Consider the following 16,590-nt stretch of genomic DNA (forward strand, 5'->3'; position numbering starts at 1 on the left):
AGCGCACCCGAGATATAAGTAGTTTCTGCCTCTCGATAAGGAGTACGCTTAATTATCAGGCCGGTCTCCAGACGACGGCGATAACGCTCCGGGCAAATCTGCCCGACCGCGAACCCAGTTTCTGCACGCACGTCTCCAACTGACACCCCGACTCGATTCGAGCTGGCGCGTTCACGCGCCGGGCTCGCTCGGGGCCACTCGTCCATCGGGGCCATCCGATAAATGGCCAGACCCGTGTCCACTACCGCAATCCGCGAGGTGGTTGCGCGCGTGTACCTATTCGCAATTGACCTTAATAAGGGGCATACCATGCTAGTTAGAGAACGGATGAAAGAGGCGGTCTGTCTGGAGCCGGACCAGACCTTGGCCGCGGCAGCGCGTCTGCTCAAGCGGGACAATATCGGCTGTCTTCCCGTGTGCCAGGACGGCAAAGTTCTGGGAATGATTACCGACCGCGACATCGCGATGCGCGGCGTGGCGGATGACCGTGACCCCAGTCGGATGAAAGTGAGCGAAGTGATGTCGTTGGACGTAATTCGGTGCAGCAAGGACGACTCAGTCGAATCTGCAGTGCTGACCATGCGGGCGGCACATGTACAAAGGCTCGCGGTCATCGACGGCGACGGACGTCTGGTCGGTATCATTTCCATGAGCGATGTGGAGGGTGGTGCCTCGGAGCGGCGCCCCTACGAAGTCATCTTCTACAAGGAAGTACTGGATTATGCGGGCCTGCCGCATCACACTGAGCTGATGCGCGTCTCAGTCGCCCAGGGAACGAAACAGGAGGCGGTGGAAGCGGCCATCGCACAATTTGAAAAAACTCAGCACGTCTCGAACTGGGCCACGGTCGCCAATGGATACGATGTCGTGAGCATTCATGCTGATGCAAATGGCGCGCAAGTCGAAGAACTCGAGTGCACTTCCGAACGCGACGCCCGTATCCGCCCCCGCGCGCGAACATTGTGGGAACAGGCCGGTGCCCCGGAAGGACGCGACGCACAATTTTGGGAACAGGCCGCCGGAGAGACGGATGCGGAGTACCTGCCCGCGAAATGACGGCCACCGGCATTAGCTGCTCGGAAGCCCTCCCTTGCGAGCCCGTACCCACTTCTGGCAGCGTAACGGTTCGACTGTCGGCCGCAATTCGTTCAACCCTGATTGCAGCATCGCGTGCGGGTGGCGCACCGAGTTACTGCTGTCCTCTTCGGAGCATGCGATGACGAACCATCCAAAGGAACAGGCACGCGGTGTCAGCCGCAAAGATGACCAGGACAAGCTCGCGGATGATATCGCAGACAGCGACCGTGACCGAGCGACGCCGGACAATGCTGCCCCTATCCTACAGTCCGAGGACGACGACCAGCACGACGAAATGCGCGACGAAGACGCACCCGAATAAGAGGCGAGAGAGATGGGCGCTGCGCCAAAACGGTCGCCTGGCTGCGCGTCGCTGCACAATCGGGGGAGCGGCGGACGGGGCTCGGCATGGTCCTCCTTTTATGGCGGGTTGCAAGCGACGCGGGGTCAATCCTTCTCCGGTTCAGAATGGGTCTCGGAGGTTGCCGGGGCCAACGTTCAGAGTCCCCGTTTGTCCGGAATTGCGAGCGGCTTTGCCGGGCGCCGTCGACGTTGTGGCGTACATCAGTCGCGCCGTGCGCCGCCGACTGACGTGCATCGTTGAGGCACGGCTGTTGCGGCAGCCAAGGGGATACCTACGCGCGCTCACAAGCCATGTCCACAGTCCTGCTCGTCGACGACGACCTCGATAACCTCTGGGCGCTTCAGTTGGCCCTGGAATGCGGCGGGTATCACGTCGTACTCGCGCAAAACGGCGCGGAAGCGTTGCACAAAGTCCGGCGCGAAATGCCACGGCTCATCGTCACCGACTGGCAGATGCCTGAAATGGACGGAGATGAATTGTGTCGGCGCGTGAGGTGCCAGCCCGCATTTGCTCATCTGCCGATAGTCATGCTGTCGGCCATGCCCGAACCCCACGACGGTCCGCCCTGCTGGTCGGCGTTTTTTCGCAAGCCCGCAAACCTCGCCATGCTACTGCGCACGGTCGACACGTTTGTAGCCGGGCGCCTGGCGGCGGTCTCTGCGCGGCCTGGCGCCGAGGACCGGGCGGCTTCCCGGTGGCGGCCTGTCAATCCGCGCTGTTGGCCGTAGCGCTCTTCGTTCGATTTGTCCAGGAATGGCGAGCGCGCTTGAGGCCAGAGCCAGCCGCACCTCCATTAGTTCTTCAACCGCTGCCACCTGAACCCGGATTGGTGGCCGATGCCGGCATGGCGGCGCCGGACTTCTTATGCATCTTCTTGTGCGAAGTAGTACCCGAGGGTGTCATGCTATTCGCCCCCGACGCACCCGACACCGTGTCAGTCGAACCACCAGCGTTCGGTTTGCTCATCCCCGTGCCTCCTTGCCCCCCGGCGGCCCCGCCACCCGCGCCTTGTGCGTAGATACTCCCAGATATACCGACAGATAGTGCTGCAATCAAAAGTCCTTTCATCACTCTCATGGCAAATCTCCTCGAGGCCGAAGCGTTCGCTGGCACCGGAAGGTGTGCGCCCGCGTCCTGCTTCGCGCAATTCCCGTGCCCCGGCGACGCCGCCGTCGGACATGCAGCTCTTACTTCGGGTGACGTGGGGGCCCCTCAGCTCTTAGTCCATGCAAAACGACGTTGACGCGGGCGCCCGGAGATTGAAGTTGAGGCCGAGCTTCAGTTGAAGAGCTTTTTCGTTGCCGCTCAGGTCGAGAGCCAGCATCGTCGGTTCGCCTCCTTTCCAGGAGAAGATGCTTTTCTCGCCTCCCTGCAACTATTTGATGCCCGATGTAACGGTCAAGCACCGAGGGCGTCATCCATTGACCGTGATGCTGGTCCAGGAACGCTTCCATATGCTGCCGGCAGCAGCATGCGCAGTCTATGTTGCACGTCGAACTCATGGACTTTGCCAGCAAATTGAAACGCCCCGTTTCCGGGGCGTTTCCGTTTCAGGCTTTCGACTTGTTCTTGGGGCGCTGCTTGGTTATTTGGGGGCTTTTCTCGCCCTGCGCCTTTCCGGCGGCCTTCGCCGGCGAGGCTACCTTCTTCTTGCTCGACATCTCAGCTTCAGCCTCGTGAGCAGGCGAGGCCTTTCTGGGCGACGGCATGATGTACTCCTTATGTCTTGTGCCGTTATGGCATTTTCCACAATAGGTGGCGTGCTGGCGAGAATCAAGGAGCGAAAGCAACGTACCCTGTGAACGCTCGGCGAAAAACCCGCCGACACCAAGGCCGCTTTCGGGTCGTCGCTCCCGAGTGGCGCAGCGCGTCCCCTGCCCGGGTGGTCAGAGCGCCATAGAGACGCGTTGCGACGAACTCAAGGGCCGAATAAACTCGCGCTGAAGTGCCATCAACGCATAGGAGGCGACGATTCATTTTTCCAGGAGACGGGTTAGCCCTCGACGGTCGTGGGTCGCACCTCAGGCAAAAGAACGGATGGGCCAACGGTCAACTCTGTCGGCTAATCTGTTCGAGAAATGGTGGACGCAGGTCGATGCGTGTCGCTAGAGGAGTTCCCGCTCGACCGGCGCTTTTACCTCCTCTACAGCAAAGGGGACGACCGCTGTTTCGTCGTCGTGCAAGACATTGGAAACCGTGCTGTCGTTACAGTTCTGCCACTCTGGATGTGGAAGAACGGCGCCCTGTCCGAAAGCTCGTCGCAGGCACACGAAGCGACGTCCCCAGCTTCGGTCGTTTCGCGTTCGCCACCATCTTCCAGATGGCGTCCCTGCTCTGAATGCGCGAGTTCTGAAGGGACTGCCCGACGCTATCGACGTGCAAGGTCCAGTACACATTATCGGCAATTCGATGGGTGGCCGCAGCGCAGTCGCCTTCGCGAAGGCCAATCCATCGCGCGTGGGCAAGCTCATCCTGATGGGCGGCGGCACAGTTGGGCCGAGTCAGTTCGTTCCGATGCCGACCGAAGGCATCAAGCTGCTACGGGGTCTGTATCGTGAGCCGACGATTGAAAACCTGAAGAAGATGATGAACGTCTTCGTGTACGACACGAGCAATTTGACTGAAGAGCTGTTCCAGGCGCGACTCGGCAACATGCTCGCGCAGAAAGAGCATCTTGAAAACTTTACGAAGAGTCCCGCCGCAAATCCCAAGCAGTTTCCTGACGTTGGCCACCGCCTCTCCGAAGTGAAGGCGCCGACTCTAATCGTCTGGGGGCGCGACGACCGCTTCGTCCCAATGGACGTTGGTCTGCGGCTGCTATGGAGCATGCCGAACGCTGAGCTCCATATTTTCAATCGTTGCGGGCACTGGGCGCAGTGGGAACACGCCGACAAGTGCAATCGCATGGTGCTGGCCTTCCTTACGCACTGACGGAACGGTAGCGTGGACTGCGGCACTGAGGTCTAGTGGGAGCGTCCACCGGCAGTCGGTGGGCCTCGTAGCAGTAGTCCGCGTGGCACCGTCTAGTGTCTTTTAACTTAAGCGAAAGGCGCATAGCTTCACTCGACACAGACATGCACTCAGAGGTCGACACCATGTTCGAATATCTCAGGTTCAAGGTTTATGCTGTCCAAGCAGTCGCGATAGGTTGCCAGTCGCCTGCTTGAGCAACTCGCCAAAAAAAACAACACGCTGCTCGTCGACGCGGACGCTGGGACCAAAAATACAAAGCGAGCCCGCAACCTGATTCGCGCCATTGAAGAATGGCGCTGCCACAGCGACTGCACCCTCAATCAGTTCGTGTTGACTCGTGCCGAACCCCTTGGTGCGAATGTGCTCGAAGTCACTCATTAGCGCCGACACATCCTGGTCGGGGTCAACAAGATAGCGCCGCAGTTCGTCTGGCGTGAGACGCATCTGCGAAAGAATCGTGCGCCCACTCGCCCCGCGCACGAGTTTCTCGCGATAGCCGACGCCACGTCGAAAGCTGAGTGGCTGATTGCTCTCTAACTCGGCGACGCAAATTCGATACGTGTCGTCGGGAACAAACAGAGCGACGGTCTCCGACGTGGCTTCCCAAAGATTTCGAAGCACCGGTTGAGCGAGCTCCGCGATTCGGTTGTCACTCAGCCAAACGTGAGCTAACTGTGCTACCGACCTACCCAGCTGGAACCGCTGCGGTTCACCCGACGAGGAAAGAAACCCTGCCTGCTCCAACGTATTAAGTAGCCGATACAGAGTTGGACGGCTGAGATTCACTCGAGTGAGTAGTTCAGCAACCGTCAGCGATTTGTCCCCAGCTTTGAACGCCAAAAGTATCTCCAACGCCCGCTCGACCGCGCGAACGCTCTCGTGCGCCTTCTTTTCTTCCATTTTCCTTATCCCTTTGGGCGTTGCCGTCTGCGTCATTGTAGAGAAATCCCCTATCTCTCCATGCTTGAAGTTTACGCTGTCTGTCCGTAGAATGAAATCACAGTCTCATCAGACGGACAATCTCACAGACGATTTGGAGTTGAGCATGGACAAGAACATGTCAGAAACGCTGGTGCGCACCGGTCCGGGCACCGCGATGGGCAACCTGATGCGGCGCTATTGGGTGCCGATTCTGCTGGCGAGCGAAGTCGCCGAGCCAGACTGTCCGCCCGTGCGGGTACAAATCCTCGGCGAAAAGCTGCTCGCGTTTCGCGACTCAGACGGCAATGCGGCGCTGATTGACGAGTTCTGTTCGCATCGTGGCGTGTCGCTGTATTTCGGCCGCAACGAGGAAAACGGCATCCGGTGCTCGTATCACGGTCTCAAGTTCGACCGAAACGGGAACTGCGTGGAAGTGCCGTCGGCGCCGCAGGCGTGCAAACACATGAGCATCACTGCTTACCCGTGTATCGAGCGCGCCGGCATTGTCTGGGCCTACATGGGGCCCAAGGACAAGCAGCCGGCACCACCAGACCTCGAATGGTGCAATCTGCCGGCGGACCACGTTTTTGTGTCCAAGCGCCTCCAGGAGTCGAACTATCTTCAGGCGATGGAAGGCGGCATCGACACGAGCCACGTATCGTACGTGCATCGTTATGAAGTCGACGAAGACCCGATGCATCAGGGCACCAAGGCGCTCGAGTACATCAAGGCCGACGGCAACGTTATCTTCGAAATCGAGAAGCAGCCGTTCGGGCTCACGCTGTTTGGACGACGCAATGGCGAGCCGAACTCGTTCTATTGGCGCATCACCCAGTGGCTCTTCCCGTGGTACACGCTGATTCCTCCGTTTGGCGACCACTCGTTGGCAGGCCACGTCTGGGTGCCGATTGACGACCACAACTGCTGGTCATGGAGCATCAATTTCCGACCGGACCGGCCGTTGTCCGAGGAAGAAATGAACGACCTGAATGCGGGCAAAGGCATTCACTGCGAATACGAACCGGGAACGTTTCGTCCGAAGGCCAACAAAGACAACGACTACCTCATTGACCGTCAGGCACAGAAGGACAAGCGCGCGTACTCGGGCGTCTTTGGCTTCGCGATGCAAGACGCATCGTTGCAAGAAAGCATGGGAACTATCCAGGACCACAGCAAGGAGAAACTGCTTCCGACGGACCGCGCCATCGTAATGGCTCGACGCATGCTGTACGAGGCCGCCACCGCGCTGACGGACGAGTCCCAACCTCCCGCTATCGATGCCGACCAGCAGCGGGTGCGCGCTGCGGGCGCATTGCTTCCGCGCGACCAGAAGCCGCAGGAGTGGGCTGTTATTCACCTCGCGGACGGGAAAGGCCAGCCGATTTACTCCATCTGAGCGAGCACAACGTTCGTCATTCATCTCTATCAAAGGAGGCCGGCATCACGCCGGCATCAGATGCAAGGTTTAAGACTTAGAGAGAAGGTCGCGCTGATTACAGGCGGCGGAGGTGGCATCGGGGCCGCGACTGCACGCATATTCTGCGACGAAGGCGCAGCAGTTGTCCTCGTGGACGCGAATGCACAAGCGCTGGCCAAGCTTCGCGACGACCTGCTCAGCCGCAACTCCGAAGCAAGGGTTCAAACGTATGTCGCTGACGTCGCCAGCGCTGACCAGGCGGCTGCAGCGGTCGAACTCGCCACGCGTACGTTCGGCCGACTTGACGTGCTCGTCAACAATGCCGCGATGCGTAACTACAGCACGCTCGCCGATGCGACGCCGGAAGAATGGCAAAGCATGGTGTCGGTGAATCTGGTGGGAACATCGAATTACTGCAAGGCCGCGCTGCCGTGTCTGCGAGCTGCGGGCGCCGGGAGCATCGTCAACGTGTCGTCCTGCTACGCGGTGACTGGTCGCAAAGGCATGGGTCTGTATGACGCGACCAAGGCCGGCATGCTCGCAATGACGCGTACTCTCGCATTCGAGGAAGCGGACCAGGGCGTCCGCGTGAACGCCATTTGCCCGGGCTCGACGCTCACCGACTTCCACGTCAATCGTGCAAACGCAGCTGGAAAGAGCGTCGAGGTGCTCAGGACACAAAGGCAGGACACGTCGTTGATAGGTCGATGGGCATCTCCGGAGGAAGTCGCATGGCCAATTCTTTGGCTTGCGAGCGACGAGGCGTCGTTTATCACCGGCACCACGCTGATGGTCGACGGCGGTCTATCGATTATGTGACGGTAAAAGCGATGAACGATTCCACAATGACCCTTCGCGTTGCGCGACGAAATGTCGAGGCTGATGGCATCGTCAGTTTCGAACTCGTGAGCCTCGACGGTCGCGATTTGCCCGCGTTCGATGCCGGTTCACACATTGATGTCCACTTGCCTACGGGACATGTGCGGCAATACTCGCTTTGCAGCGCGCCCCACGACCGGACTCGTTACCAGATTGCCGTGCTGCGTGAGCCTCAGTCTCGGGGTGGTTCCGCAGGCATGCACGAGGCAGTCCAGGAAGGAGCGGAACTACGGGTTAGCAGGCCTCGGAATCACTTTGCGCTCGCGCCCGGTCCAGCTACGCATCTCTTGCTAGCCGGGGGCATCGGGCTCACGCCGCTACTTTGCATGGCCCAGCACCTTGACCGGGCAGGCGGAGACTTCGAACTGCACTACTGTGCGCGCTCACGTTCACGCGCAGCATTCGTAAAGCGACTTGCGAACGAATCCTGGTCCGCGCGGGTGCAGTACCACTTTGACGACGAAAACGAGCAACAACGACTCAACCTGGATTGCCTCCTTAAAGAGGCAGGCTCCAGTACGCACCTTTACGTCTGCGGCCCGCAAGGCTTCATGAACGCCGTGCTGGATGCGGCGCGCGCAGAGCTCTGGCCGGAAAATCGGCTGCACTACGAGTTCTTTTCGGCCCCCGCCGTCGACACGTCATCCGATGAGACGTTTGAAGTGTCCCTCGCACGCACAGGGAAAACGGTGGCGATTCCCGCCGACCGCACAGTGACGCAAGCCCTTGCGGACGCTGGAATTGATGTTCCAGTTTCGTGCGAGCAGGGCATCTGTGGAACCTGTCTCACACGCGTACTCGACGGGGAGCCAGACCATCGGGACCTGTTCCTGTCTCCGGAGGAGCAGGCACGCAACGACCGGTTCCTGCCGTGTTGCTCACGCTCGAAATCCGGGAGACTCGTGCTGGACCTTTAACGCTGCAATCCCGCAATACACGCCCTGCGTTCTTTGAATGCCGGATGTCGAACGAAAGAAAAAGAGGGCGGCAAACGCACGCCCGTCTGGAGGAGTCGTGGAAAAGAATCTGACGTCATCGAGTGACGCCCAGGGCGCGGTCTGGGCCGCGTCAAACACCAGTGAAACGGAGGCAAGCCCTTATCGTTGGGTTGCTCTATTTATCGTGTGGGCAGCATTCCTTCTCAGCTACGTTGACCGCGTCGCATGGAGCACGGTCGCAGCGCCCGTTGGCTCATCGCTTGGCATCCAGGTTTCGCTACTCGGCGCCTTCGTGACCGCGTTCTACGCAGGGTATGTTGTAGCAAACATCATCGGCGGCATGCTGACAGACGTCCTCGGCGGAAGGGTCATGATGACACTTGCCTTGCTGCCGTTGGGCGTCTTCACATTCTGCTTTGGTGAGACGACGTCGTTGACAGTAGGTATCCTGATTCAACTGGCAATGGGTTTTGCCGCCGGCGCAGATTATTCCGCTGGCATGAAAGTGATTCCAGCGTGGTTCACACGAGACCGTGGCCGAGCGATGGGCATCTACACGACGGCGACATCGCTGGCTGTGGTGCTCGCGAACGCAATTGTGCCGTCAATCTCAGCCCAGTACGGTTGGTCCAGCGCTTTCCGCATGCTGGGCATTGCCACATTTGCCTGGGGCATCGTCTCCCTTCTGTTTCTCAAGAATCGTCCAGGAGGCGAGCGAGCCCCGACACGGAACAGTGCAAAGGAGATGCTCAGCCTCTTGCGCAATCGCAACCTGATTTTTCTATCGATTGCTGGGTGCGGCGGACTGTGGGCGACCGTTGGATTTGGCGCTTGGGGAAATGCTCTGATGACGCGGCAATACGGAATATCCCCAGTCGTGGCTGGCTCAATCATCGCGTCCTTCGGCATCGGCGCTGTCATCGCGAAGCCGACGCTCGGATGGATTTCTGACCTGCCCGGAATTTCACGGCGGCTGATGTCCATCCTGGTCCTCGTCGCGTTCGCCATCATGCTGGTGATTTTCGGGATGTGCTCGACGGTCACACAGTTTTATATCGTCGCGCCGGTTCTGGGCGCATTCTCATACGGCTACCTGCCGGTGCTGATGGCTCAGGTGAGCGACGCATCCGGAAAACGTCTGGCAGGAGCGAGCGCCGGTTGGACAAACGCCATCTGGCAGTTGGGTAGTGCTGTGTCTCCTTTGGCCGTCGGGCATGTATACGGCGGGACCCACTCCATCGTGCTCGCGGTTCTCACGCTCGCTATCGGGCCAGTCGTCGGAATGATAGCGATGTTGTTCGTGGGCAAGCGCATCGCCCAGGTCTAAACCGCTACACAAGGTGTGACGCGAGTCGAGCAGTTCGGCCACATGCAAATCCATGAATTAGTACACCTACAAATATATACAAGGAGATAAGCTTGAAATCGAACCACACTACCCAACTGGCAAGGACTGTGCTCGCCGCTACGATATGTTCTTCGGCGAGTATCGCGGTGCACGCTCAGTCCTCGGTAACGCTATACGGCATTGTTGACTCGGGTGTCGAATACGTAACTCATGCTGCCAAGCAAGGCCCCGGCAACGTATTTCGCGTAAACACCGGCAATCGTATCAATTCTCGTTGGGGCTTCACCGGAAAGGAGGACTTAGGAGCAGGCCTGCGCTCGATTTTCACACTCGAATCGGGCTTTGCGACGAATAACGGGACATTGCAGCAAGGGGGTCGGCTGTTTGGCCGCCAGGCGTTTGTCGGACTGGAGAGCGACAAGTTTGGCGCCGTCATGGCTGGCCGGCAAATGACGCCGATGTATCGTTTCTTCTTGACGCTCGACCCGCTCAACTATTCCAGCTATGGACTTTCCGCGCAGGATTCGCAGTTTGTTGGACGCGCAGATAATGCGCTCGAGTATCTGGGGCATGCTGGCCCATTCGAGCTCAACGCGCTTTACAGTTTTGGCTACGATTCGACGATTACCAACGGTGCCCAGGTCCCAGGAGAGTTTCGTGTTGGCAAGCAATTTGATGTCGGTGGCCGGTACCGGCAAGGCCCGTTTAATCTGAGTTTGGTTTATGAGCAGCGCCAAGGCACGACTGGCGCCTCGTCCGGAAACAGCGAACGACGCTATCTCGCGGGCGGTTCGTGGACCATCGGTGACGCGACCTTGTACGCTGGTTACGAACTTCTTTTGAACGACATTGCCGCTACGCTTGCCGCCTCCCCGCCTCAGACGATGGCATTTGGAGGCCTCCGCTATAAGATAACGCCGGCATTTCAAGTATCGGCGGCCTCTTACTATCACGCATTTCGAACAGTTTCTGCGCACGCCGTGAGCTCAGGGGTCAACGCAGACTACCTGTTATCGAAACGCACCATGCTGTACACAGATATAACGTACGTCATCAACAGCGAAAAATCTGCTTTGAGTGCAACAGGGTCGACCACCCCAGTCGCGACCGGTGCGAACCAACTTGCGGTTGTTGTCGGAATCGTGCATTCGTTCTAGGCCGGTCCTGGTCGCCGGGACACCGCGGATTGCAAAAGATTGAATGCGTTGGCGGCACGCGTCCGCGTCTAAAGGTAGCCCGAGCGACCACGAGGCCAATCCATTCCGCGACTCCTGGTCACATGTGCTGACACCGGCCACATCATCAACACCGCACCCGATTTTCATCATCCATCGGCGTATCCCCGACGTCCCGGTAACTTGCGCTCCTGTCTCTTGCGCTGGTACCGGCAGACCTAACTCGTCCAGAAAGACACAGTTTTCGGACAGGTTTGCAGTGAATCACACACTGTTCGGACAAGCTACGTCAGTTCACGCTTTGAATCGCGCAGGTTTCGGTCACGTCGCCTGCTGTAGGCCGCCTCGCTTTCACCGTCGATACAACTGGATTTCGGCCTCTAGGTCACGCTGGCGTCGGCTGCAACATTTGCCGCATCAGTTTCTGTCTCCACGCAATTGCCTGAAAACTACGAAAACGGTTCGCTGATGACAATGTCGTAATGCCACGCGCCCTCGTCGAGACCGGATAGTCGCATGTCTGTCGCCAAATTGGGCACAAAGACGCGGGGGCTGCCTTGGATGCCCACCTTCACGAGATAACCACCACCGAAGTTTCGGACAATTTCGACACGCTCAATGAGGTTCGACAATTCGAACCCAACGTTCACGAGGTCAATCTTCTTTTCCACCTGAATGCTTTGAGTCGCATAGCGCGGTGCCAGTAGTATCCAAGGTGGCCCTCGACGCGCTTGCCGAGAGTGATAACTCATGTTCGCCTGGAGGTAGAAGAGGAACTGCGGCTCGCCCAGTTCATGTCCGAACGTAGCTGTCATTGCTGACAGCCGCATGCCCACCTGCTGAGGATTGTCAAAGTATTTGTCCAGCCATGTCTCCATGATGTGCACCTCCGCGATGAGTTGCTGACAACCAAGTGATTGAGGCAGTATCGTTAGACGCTTCGAATGAACGGTGCCCGGAAATCAAGCCGTGGGTTCTCACAAAACATTGAAGTCGCAGAAGCAGCATCCAGTTCAAACGGCATCGACCCTTCAAGGCGCTGTGCCGACTGCTGCGCCAACTTGAAAGTGAGGCGCGTTGTGACCAGTCGGCGCCGCCGGCGTTTGCTGATAGCCAAACGCGTTCCGACTCTACGACGTGCTCGACGGCCAGCCATTCCCCCGGTAGTCGTCTTCGCAAGAAGCTGGGACGCAACCAGGTAGGTGAGAGGTTCAACTCGCGCGCAAGTCAAGACTTGGTGGTCTGCCCATGCGCTTGTCCTCGGCGGGTTCTGGCTAATTTGGATTGTAGTAACGGAATACGGCTATCGTCGGTTTTTTTCGCGGCAGGGGCGCCTTGACTTCGCTGGCGCTCGACTGATGTCAAACGCACGAGAGGTGCCTCCATGCTAACCAGTTGCACGACTGACCTTCGCGTGCTTTCTTGGCGACAGCAGCATTCTTCGCCGGGGCCTTGTTCGCAGCCGCTGGCTTTCTCGCGGGCTCTTTCGCAGCGGTTTTCGGTTTGTTCGCAGCGCAGTTGTCAGACTCCTAGCGCGAGTCGGCACTGGGTCCGTCCGAGCGGCCAGCCCTACCGCTTGGGTTGGTGCTGCTTTCGGCCTCGCCGTGGCCCTTCTTGACTTCCTTGGTCTGAATGCCGGCCCGAGCAAGAATGATTGAGACAGTGACCATCGCAACGCCCCACCACAAGGTTACTGAGAGCGGTTGCGCGCTATGCAAAGCGAGGAAGATTGTCGAGAGGACAGGCGTCGCGTAGCTCAAGGCGGTCGTCATGCTGGTGTTCCCTTTCTTCATGCCGAAGTCCCAGAGGTAGAACGCCAATCCCATCGGGCCTAAGCCCATGTAGACGAGAACCAGCCAGTCTTGCGCTGCCAATGTGGGCAATTGTCCCGTTGAGAAATGTAGCGCCAAGCACGCCAAGCCTGCAGGAAGAGAAAATGCACCGACCGAATGGCTGGATACAGTGCTGTAGCGCTTGCCGAGAACCGAGTACCCGGCCCAAGCGAACGCCGAAAGCAAGGCGAGCGCGTAGGCAACCACCTGCCAGAGCACGTGCTGGCCGATGGAGCCGGATGCATCCGTTGCCTGCAGCGGCTGCTGAACAGACCAGCATGCGACCGCTGCTCCGCCGAAACCGAGCAGAGCGCTGGCATATAGGGTGTGAGGGCTCTCCTCGCGGGGAGACAGAAAACCAGAAAGGCAGACGGTGAGTATCGGCCACAGGTAATGCAGGAGGCTTACACCAATCGGGTCGCCGAGTTGCAGCGCGTAGAAGTAGATGACGTGATAGACGAACATCAAGCCCGCGCCTACGACCAGGAGACCGAGCGGCAGTTTCCAGTGCCGCGCCCATGGTAAGCCGATGAGTCCACCAATCGTCAGCGCAACGCCATTCACGAACAGGGTCGGCGTCCCGTGCAGGAGGTCGACGCTGGTTGCCAGCGTGCTCCACATCAGGACGGTAATCGCAACACCGAGTACGGCCATCTCGCCTCTCCAAATTGCCTGAATCTGCAGGACTCGCCCGGGGTTGTCTTCCGTCGCCAGATAGAAAACTGTTCGAGGCGTTTCGTATGTCTCGTAGCGTCGGAAGAAGGGGAGCAGGCGAAGAAACTCGTGTCACCTTGCTTGATGTTGGCGCCTAGCAGGCTTTTAAGGGTGGCCGAGGCAGGCAACGTTAGGGGAAAATACCTATCTTGGTCAGTCATTCAAAACGCAGCAGCAGAACCTGCCGGGAAGCGGCCTAAAGTCAGTGAAAGCTGCCGTTCGGTGGCGGGATTAAAGTTCTGCTTGCCGCACTTGCTCAATAGACTGTGGTCTCCATCATGGACATCTGAGAGGAGTAACCGTGGAACTGACCGACTTCGACACCCTGACCTTTGACTGCTACGGCACCTTGATTGACTGGGAGAGTGGCATCTTCCAAGGCCTGAGGCCCCTGCTTGAGCGCGCCAAGACGCCGCTCACGCGCGACCAAGTTCTGGAGGCACATGCTCGTCACGAGTCGTCGCAGCAGAAATACACGCCGGCGAAGCGCTACCAGGAGTTGCTGCCTATCGTCTACAAGCGCCTGGCCGAGGAGTGGGGCCTTCCGTTCACGCATGAGGAATGCGTGGCCTATGGTCGCTCGGTGCAGAACTGGCCGGCGTTCGAGGACAGCGCCGAAGCCCTGCAGTACCTGAAGAAGCACTACAAGCTGGTCATTTTGTCGAACATCGACAACGAAAGCTTCACCTACAGCAATACCAAGCTGAAGGTCGAGTTCGATGCCATCATCACGGCCGAAGACGTCGGCTCCTACAAGCCGTCGCCGCGCAACTTCGAGTACATGCTCGAGAAGCTTGGTGACCGTGGCATCAAGAAGGAAAAAATCCTCCACACGGCTGAAAGCCTCTTTCACGACCACAAACCCGCGAACGAGTTCGGTCTGGCATCGTGCTGGATTTATCGCCGTCATTCGCAGTCTGGTTTCGGTGCGACAATGGACCCGGGTTCGCAGCCGAACATCGACTTCCGCTTCAACAGCATGGCGGACCTCGCGAAGGCGCACCAGGAAGCGCTGGCGAAGAAGTAAGGCAATGTTGTCTCGTCAGCAGTGGCGACGCGGCGGTGCCCGTGACCAGGTGCGGACGAGACTACTGTTGTAGGTCCGATATGCTTTCCAAGCGACTGAAATATAGGGGGCGTTGTGGCTTTGACGGATTTCAAGGCACTCACATTTGACTGCTACGGGACTCTGATTGATTGGGAGTCAGGTATCGCATCGGGTCTGTCGGAGTTGGCGTCTCGAGCCGCTAAACCTCTCGCGCGTGATGAAATTCTTGAAGCACACGCGCGCCATGAGTCGTATCAGCAGAAAGTCACACCGGCCATGCCATATGACCGACTTCTTCAGGTGGTCTTCAAGAGGCTGGCCGAGGAGTGGAGCGCGAGCTACAACTGGGACGAGGCGGTCGCGTATGGAGCATCGGTTGGCGATTGGCCAGCATTTCCCGATTCGGCCAGCACGCTTCAATACCTGAAGAAATACTTCAAGCTGGTAGTTGTATCCAACGTCGACAATCGCAGCTTCAAGACGACGAACGAGAAGCTTGCTGTCGACTTCGACGCAATCGTGACGGCCGAAGATGTCGGTTCATACAAACCGTCTCGAAACAATTTCGAATACCTGTTCTCAACGCTATCATCGATGGGCGTTGAGAAGAGCGATACACTGCACGTCGCGGATAGCGTCTACCACGACCATGAGCCTGCGAGCGAATTGCAACTTCGCTCATGCTGGATTCAGCGCCGCTACGAGCAGCGTGGGTCCGGCGCAAACGTGAAGTATTCCGTCGAACCATCCGTTGACTACAAGTTTACGAGCATGGCTCAACTGGTCAAGGCGCACCACGAGGACTTAGCTGGCGGATAGGAAGGTCGCCTTCGATTGACACACCAGCCAATTCGAACAAGCACGATATGCGACAAAAGCTTGACCGGACTGACATCAAAATCCTTGCCGAACTGCAGAAGAACGGCAACATGACAAACGCCAACCTCGCCAGTGCCGTTGGGTTGTCTGCGAGCCCTTGTCTGCAACGTGTGAAGCGCCTAGAAGCAGCGGGAATCATCTCTGGCTACGGGGCGCACTTGAACCTGGCCAAGCTGACCAGCACGGTGACCGTGTTCACCGAAATCATGCTGCATGACCACCGGCGCGATGACTTCACGCGCTTCGAAGCAAACCTGCGGGACTTCGATGAGATTACAGAGTGTCACTTGGTCAGTGGCGGATACGATTACTTGCTGAAGTCCATCGTCAAGAACATCGGGCACTACCAGGAAGTCATCGAAAAGCTGGTTGACCGCAATATCGGAATCGAGAAGTACTTTAGTTATATCGTGATTCGGTCACCCTTCGTCAAGCAGACAGTGCCGCTCGACAAGCTGCTATCTGACGACGACTAGTGGAGCATGTGCGGGATGACGATGGTTCGGTATATTTGCGCGTCTAGCAGCAGGACAATTCACGGCAAGTTGGATGAAGACACGGCCTGGTTCGAGTTTCATCAGGTCGCAAATCTGTTTGGAACTAGGCCTGACAAGGCGGCTAAAGTGCTTCGCCAAGTCGAAGCTACCGGTGAGATTAACGCTGCGCAGGACGTCGTACGAACTGACCAGAGCCAATGCTACCTTAATCACAAGGCAGTTCTTGCGCTCGGTTATCACATGAACTACGGTCGGGCGACAGCCTTTAGGAGGTGGTGCGCCTCCGCGCTGCCAGCTCGGTGCCACTGAATATTTTCTTTCCCCTCTCTTGACAGACGGATGCATCCCCAGTTGAGCACTTGCTCAACCCCCCGTCGGAGACGGCGAAGTACAGTCAGGTCAACCTGTGCTGAGTAACGACCCTTCGAAGCGTACTTCGCTGTATGCAATCGCAGCCTGGAAACATGCGATTGGCACCGATTCGACTGGCAAGTCTGCAGTGGCGGCCATGGCATTCGCGACGCCATC

The 16,590-nt window shown here is 58.2% G+C and carries 17 protein-coding genes; 12 read left to right on the forward strand and 5 right to left on the reverse strand.

The annotated features are described in order from the left end of the window. The first annotated feature begins 327 nt into the window (after nucleotides 1–327). The 3 genes from ACQKRQ_RS09495 to ACQKRQ_RS09505 all read left to right on the forward strand — a co-directional run bounded on the left by ACQKRQ_RS09495 (nucleotide 328) and on the right by ACQKRQ_RS09505 (nucleotide 2,169). Nucleotides 328–1,056 (forward strand): CBS domain-containing protein, encoded by a 729-nt coding sequence (locus tag ACQKRQ_RS09495; RefSeq protein WP_427476561.1) that lies wholly within the window; start codon nucleotides 328–330, stop codon nucleotides 1,054–1,056. A gap of 160 nt (nucleotides 1,057–1,216) precedes the next feature. Further along, complete coding sequence (locus ACQKRQ_RS09500; protein ID WP_427476563.1) at nucleotides 1,217–1,399, forward strand: hypothetical protein; 183 nt, start codon at nucleotides 1,217–1,219, stop codon at nucleotides 1,397–1,399. A 332-nt stretch (nucleotides 1,400–1,731) separates the two neighbouring features. Further along, nucleotides 1,732–2,169: a response regulator gene (locus tag ACQKRQ_RS09505; protein WP_427476565.1), complete on the forward strand. Its 438-nt coding sequence runs from the start codon at nucleotides 1,732–1,734 to the stop codon at nucleotides 2,167–2,169. A gap of 73 nt (nucleotides 2,170–2,242) precedes the next feature. On the opposite strand, the gene ACQKRQ_RS09510 is transcribed toward ACQKRQ_RS09505, so the two are convergent. Together ACQKRQ_RS09510 and ACQKRQ_RS09515 are read right to left on the reverse strand one after the other, a co-directional pair. Further along, on the reverse strand, nucleotides 2,243–2,407 hold the full coding sequence (locus tag ACQKRQ_RS09510; protein ID WP_427476567.1) for a hypothetical protein: 165 nt from the start codon (nucleotides 2,405–2,407) through the stop codon (nucleotides 2,243–2,245). Nucleotides 2,408–2,991: 584 nt separating this feature from the next. Continuing rightward, complete coding sequence (locus ACQKRQ_RS09515; RefSeq protein ID WP_427476569.1) at nucleotides 2,992–3,150, reverse strand: hypothetical protein; 159 nt, start codon at nucleotides 3,148–3,150, stop codon at nucleotides 2,992–2,994. A gap of 487 nt (nucleotides 3,151–3,637) precedes the next feature. Here ACQKRQ_RS09515 and ACQKRQ_RS09520 point away from each other — a divergent pair, with 487 nt between their 5' ends. Further along, nucleotides 3,638–4,372, forward strand: coding sequence for an alpha/beta fold hydrolase (locus ACQKRQ_RS09520; RefSeq protein ID WP_427477162.1), 735 nt, complete (start codon nucleotides 3,638–3,640; stop codon nucleotides 4,370–4,372). Nucleotides 4,373–4,555: 183 nt separating this feature from the next. On the opposite strand, the gene ACQKRQ_RS09525 is transcribed toward ACQKRQ_RS09520, so the two are convergent. Further along, nucleotides 4,556–5,314, reverse strand: a complete 759-nt coding sequence (locus ACQKRQ_RS09525) for an IclR family transcriptional regulator (RefSeq protein WP_427476571.1) — start codon at nucleotides 5,312–5,314, stop codon at nucleotides 4,556–4,558. 145 nt (nucleotides 5,315–5,459) lie between these two features. Between ACQKRQ_RS09525 and ACQKRQ_RS09530 the strand changes: the two genes are divergently transcribed. From ACQKRQ_RS09530 to ACQKRQ_RS09550, 5 genes are all read left to right on the forward strand, one after another. After that, complete coding sequence (locus ACQKRQ_RS09530; protein WP_408236832.1) at nucleotides 5,460–6,731, forward strand: Rieske 2Fe-2S domain-containing protein; 1,272 nt, start codon at nucleotides 5,460–5,462, stop codon at nucleotides 6,729–6,731. Nucleotides 6,732–6,791: 60 nt separating this feature from the next. Continuing rightward, complete coding sequence (locus tag ACQKRQ_RS09535; protein ID WP_427476572.1) at nucleotides 6,792–7,571, forward strand: SDR family NAD(P)-dependent oxidoreductase; 780 nt, start codon at nucleotides 6,792–6,794, stop codon at nucleotides 7,569–7,571. 11 nt (nucleotides 7,572–7,582) lie between these two features. Further along, entirely contained in the window at nucleotides 7,583–8,548 is a 966-nt protein-coding gene (locus ACQKRQ_RS09540; RefSeq protein WP_427476574.1) for a PDR/VanB family oxidoreductase, read from the forward strand. A gap of 97 nt (nucleotides 8,549–8,645) precedes the next feature. Further along, nucleotides 8,646–9,896 carry an MFS transporter gene (locus tag ACQKRQ_RS09545; RefSeq protein WP_427476576.1) on the forward strand — a complete coding sequence of 417 codons (1,251 nt, stop codon included), beginning with the start codon at nucleotides 8,646–8,648 and terminating at the stop codon, nucleotides 9,894–9,896. Nucleotides 9,897–9,988: 92 nt separating this feature from the next. Beyond that, nucleotides 9,989–11,074 (forward strand): porin, encoded by a 1,086-nt coding sequence (locus ACQKRQ_RS09550; protein WP_427476578.1) that lies wholly within the window; start codon nucleotides 9,989–9,991, stop codon nucleotides 11,072–11,074. A 467-nt stretch (nucleotides 11,075–11,541) separates the two neighbouring features. Here the strand turns inward: ACQKRQ_RS09550 and ACQKRQ_RS09555 are convergent, their stop codons facing one another. Both ACQKRQ_RS09555 and ACQKRQ_RS09560 read right to left on the reverse strand, forming a co-directional pair. Then, nucleotides 11,542–11,970: a hypothetical protein gene (locus ACQKRQ_RS09555; protein WP_427476580.1), complete on the reverse strand. Its 429-nt coding sequence runs from the start codon at nucleotides 11,968–11,970 to the stop codon at nucleotides 11,542–11,544. 651 nt (nucleotides 11,971–12,621) lie between these two features. After that, nucleotides 12,622–13,578, reverse strand: coding sequence for a DMT family transporter (locus ACQKRQ_RS09560; RefSeq protein WP_427476582.1), 957 nt, complete (start codon nucleotides 13,576–13,578; stop codon nucleotides 12,622–12,624). 361 nt (nucleotides 13,579–13,939) lie between these two features. Here ACQKRQ_RS09560 and ACQKRQ_RS09565 point away from each other — a divergent pair, with 361 nt between their 5' ends. From ACQKRQ_RS09565 to ACQKRQ_RS09575, 3 genes are all read left to right on the forward strand, one after another. After that, a complete protein-coding gene (locus tag ACQKRQ_RS09565; protein ID WP_427476584.1) occupies nucleotides 13,940–14,665 on the forward strand; it encodes a haloacid dehalogenase type II in 726 nt (241 codons plus the stop codon). Between the two features lie 114 nt (nucleotides 14,666–14,779). Next, nucleotides 14,780–15,505, forward strand: a complete 726-nt coding sequence (locus tag ACQKRQ_RS09570) for a haloacid dehalogenase type II (RefSeq protein WP_427476586.1) — start codon at nucleotides 14,780–14,782, stop codon at nucleotides 15,503–15,505. 47 nt (nucleotides 15,506–15,552) lie between these two features. Beyond that, the gene (locus ACQKRQ_RS09575; protein WP_427476588.1) at nucleotides 15,553–16,041 is read left to right on the forward strand and encodes an Lrp/AsnC family transcriptional regulator; all 489 of its coding nucleotides are present in this window, start codon (nucleotides 15,553–15,555) and stop codon (nucleotides 16,039–16,041) included. Nucleotides 16,042–16,590: the final 549 nt, after the last annotated feature.

This window comes from Paraburkholderia sp. NPDC080076 (assembly GCF_050281145.1).
Taxonomy (GTDB): domain Bacteria; phylum Pseudomonadota; class Gammaproteobacteria; order Burkholderiales; family Burkholderiaceae; genus Paraburkholderia.

What these genes read in the sequence shown, in the direction of transcription:
- ACQKRQ_RS09560 (WP_427476582.1), bottom strand. Translation starts at nt 13,578, where the DNA reads ATGGCCGTACTCGGTGTTGCGATTACCGTCCTGATGTGGAGCACGCTG.
- ACQKRQ_RS09555 (WP_427476580.1), bottom strand. Translation starts at nt 11,970, where the DNA reads ATGGAGACATGGCTGGACAAATACTTTGACAATCCTCAGCAGGTGGGC.
- ACQKRQ_RS09525 (WP_427476571.1), bottom strand. Translation starts at nt 5,314, where the DNA reads ATGGAAGAAAAGAAGGCGCACGAGAGCGTTCGCGCGGTCGAGCGGGCG.
- ACQKRQ_RS09515 (WP_427476569.1), bottom strand. Translation starts at nt 3,150, where the DNA reads ATGCCGTCGCCCAGAAAGGCCTCGCCTGCTCACGAGGCTGAAGCTGAG.
- ACQKRQ_RS09510 (WP_427476567.1), bottom strand. Translation starts at nt 2,407, where the DNA reads ATGAGCAAACCGAACGCTGGTGGTTCGACTGACACGGTGTCGGGTGCG.
- ACQKRQ_RS09505 (WP_427476565.1), top strand. Translation starts at nt 1,732, where the DNA reads ATGTCCACAGTCCTGCTCGTCGACGACGACCTCGATAACCTCTGGGCG.
- ACQKRQ_RS09575 (WP_427476588.1), top strand. Translation starts at nt 15,553, where the DNA reads ATGCGACAAAAGCTTGACCGGACTGACATCAAAATCCTTGCCGAACTG.
- ACQKRQ_RS09530 (WP_408236832.1), top strand. Translation starts at nt 5,460, where the DNA reads ATGGACAAGAACATGTCAGAAACGCTGGTGCGCACCGGTCCGGGCACC.
- ACQKRQ_RS09495 (WP_427476561.1), top strand. Translation starts at nt 328, where the DNA reads ATGAAAGAGGCGGTCTGTCTGGAGCCGGACCAGACCTTGGCCGCGGCA.
- ACQKRQ_RS09535 (WP_427476572.1), top strand. Translation starts at nt 6,792, where the DNA reads ATGCAAGGTTTAAGACTTAGAGAGAAGGTCGCGCTGATTACAGGCGGC.
- ACQKRQ_RS09500 (WP_427476563.1), top strand. Translation starts at nt 1,217, where the DNA reads ATGACGAACCATCCAAAGGAACAGGCACGCGGTGTCAGCCGCAAAGAT.
- ACQKRQ_RS09540 (WP_427476574.1), top strand. Translation starts at nt 7,583, where the DNA reads ATGAACGATTCCACAATGACCCTTCGCGTTGCGCGACGAAATGTCGAG.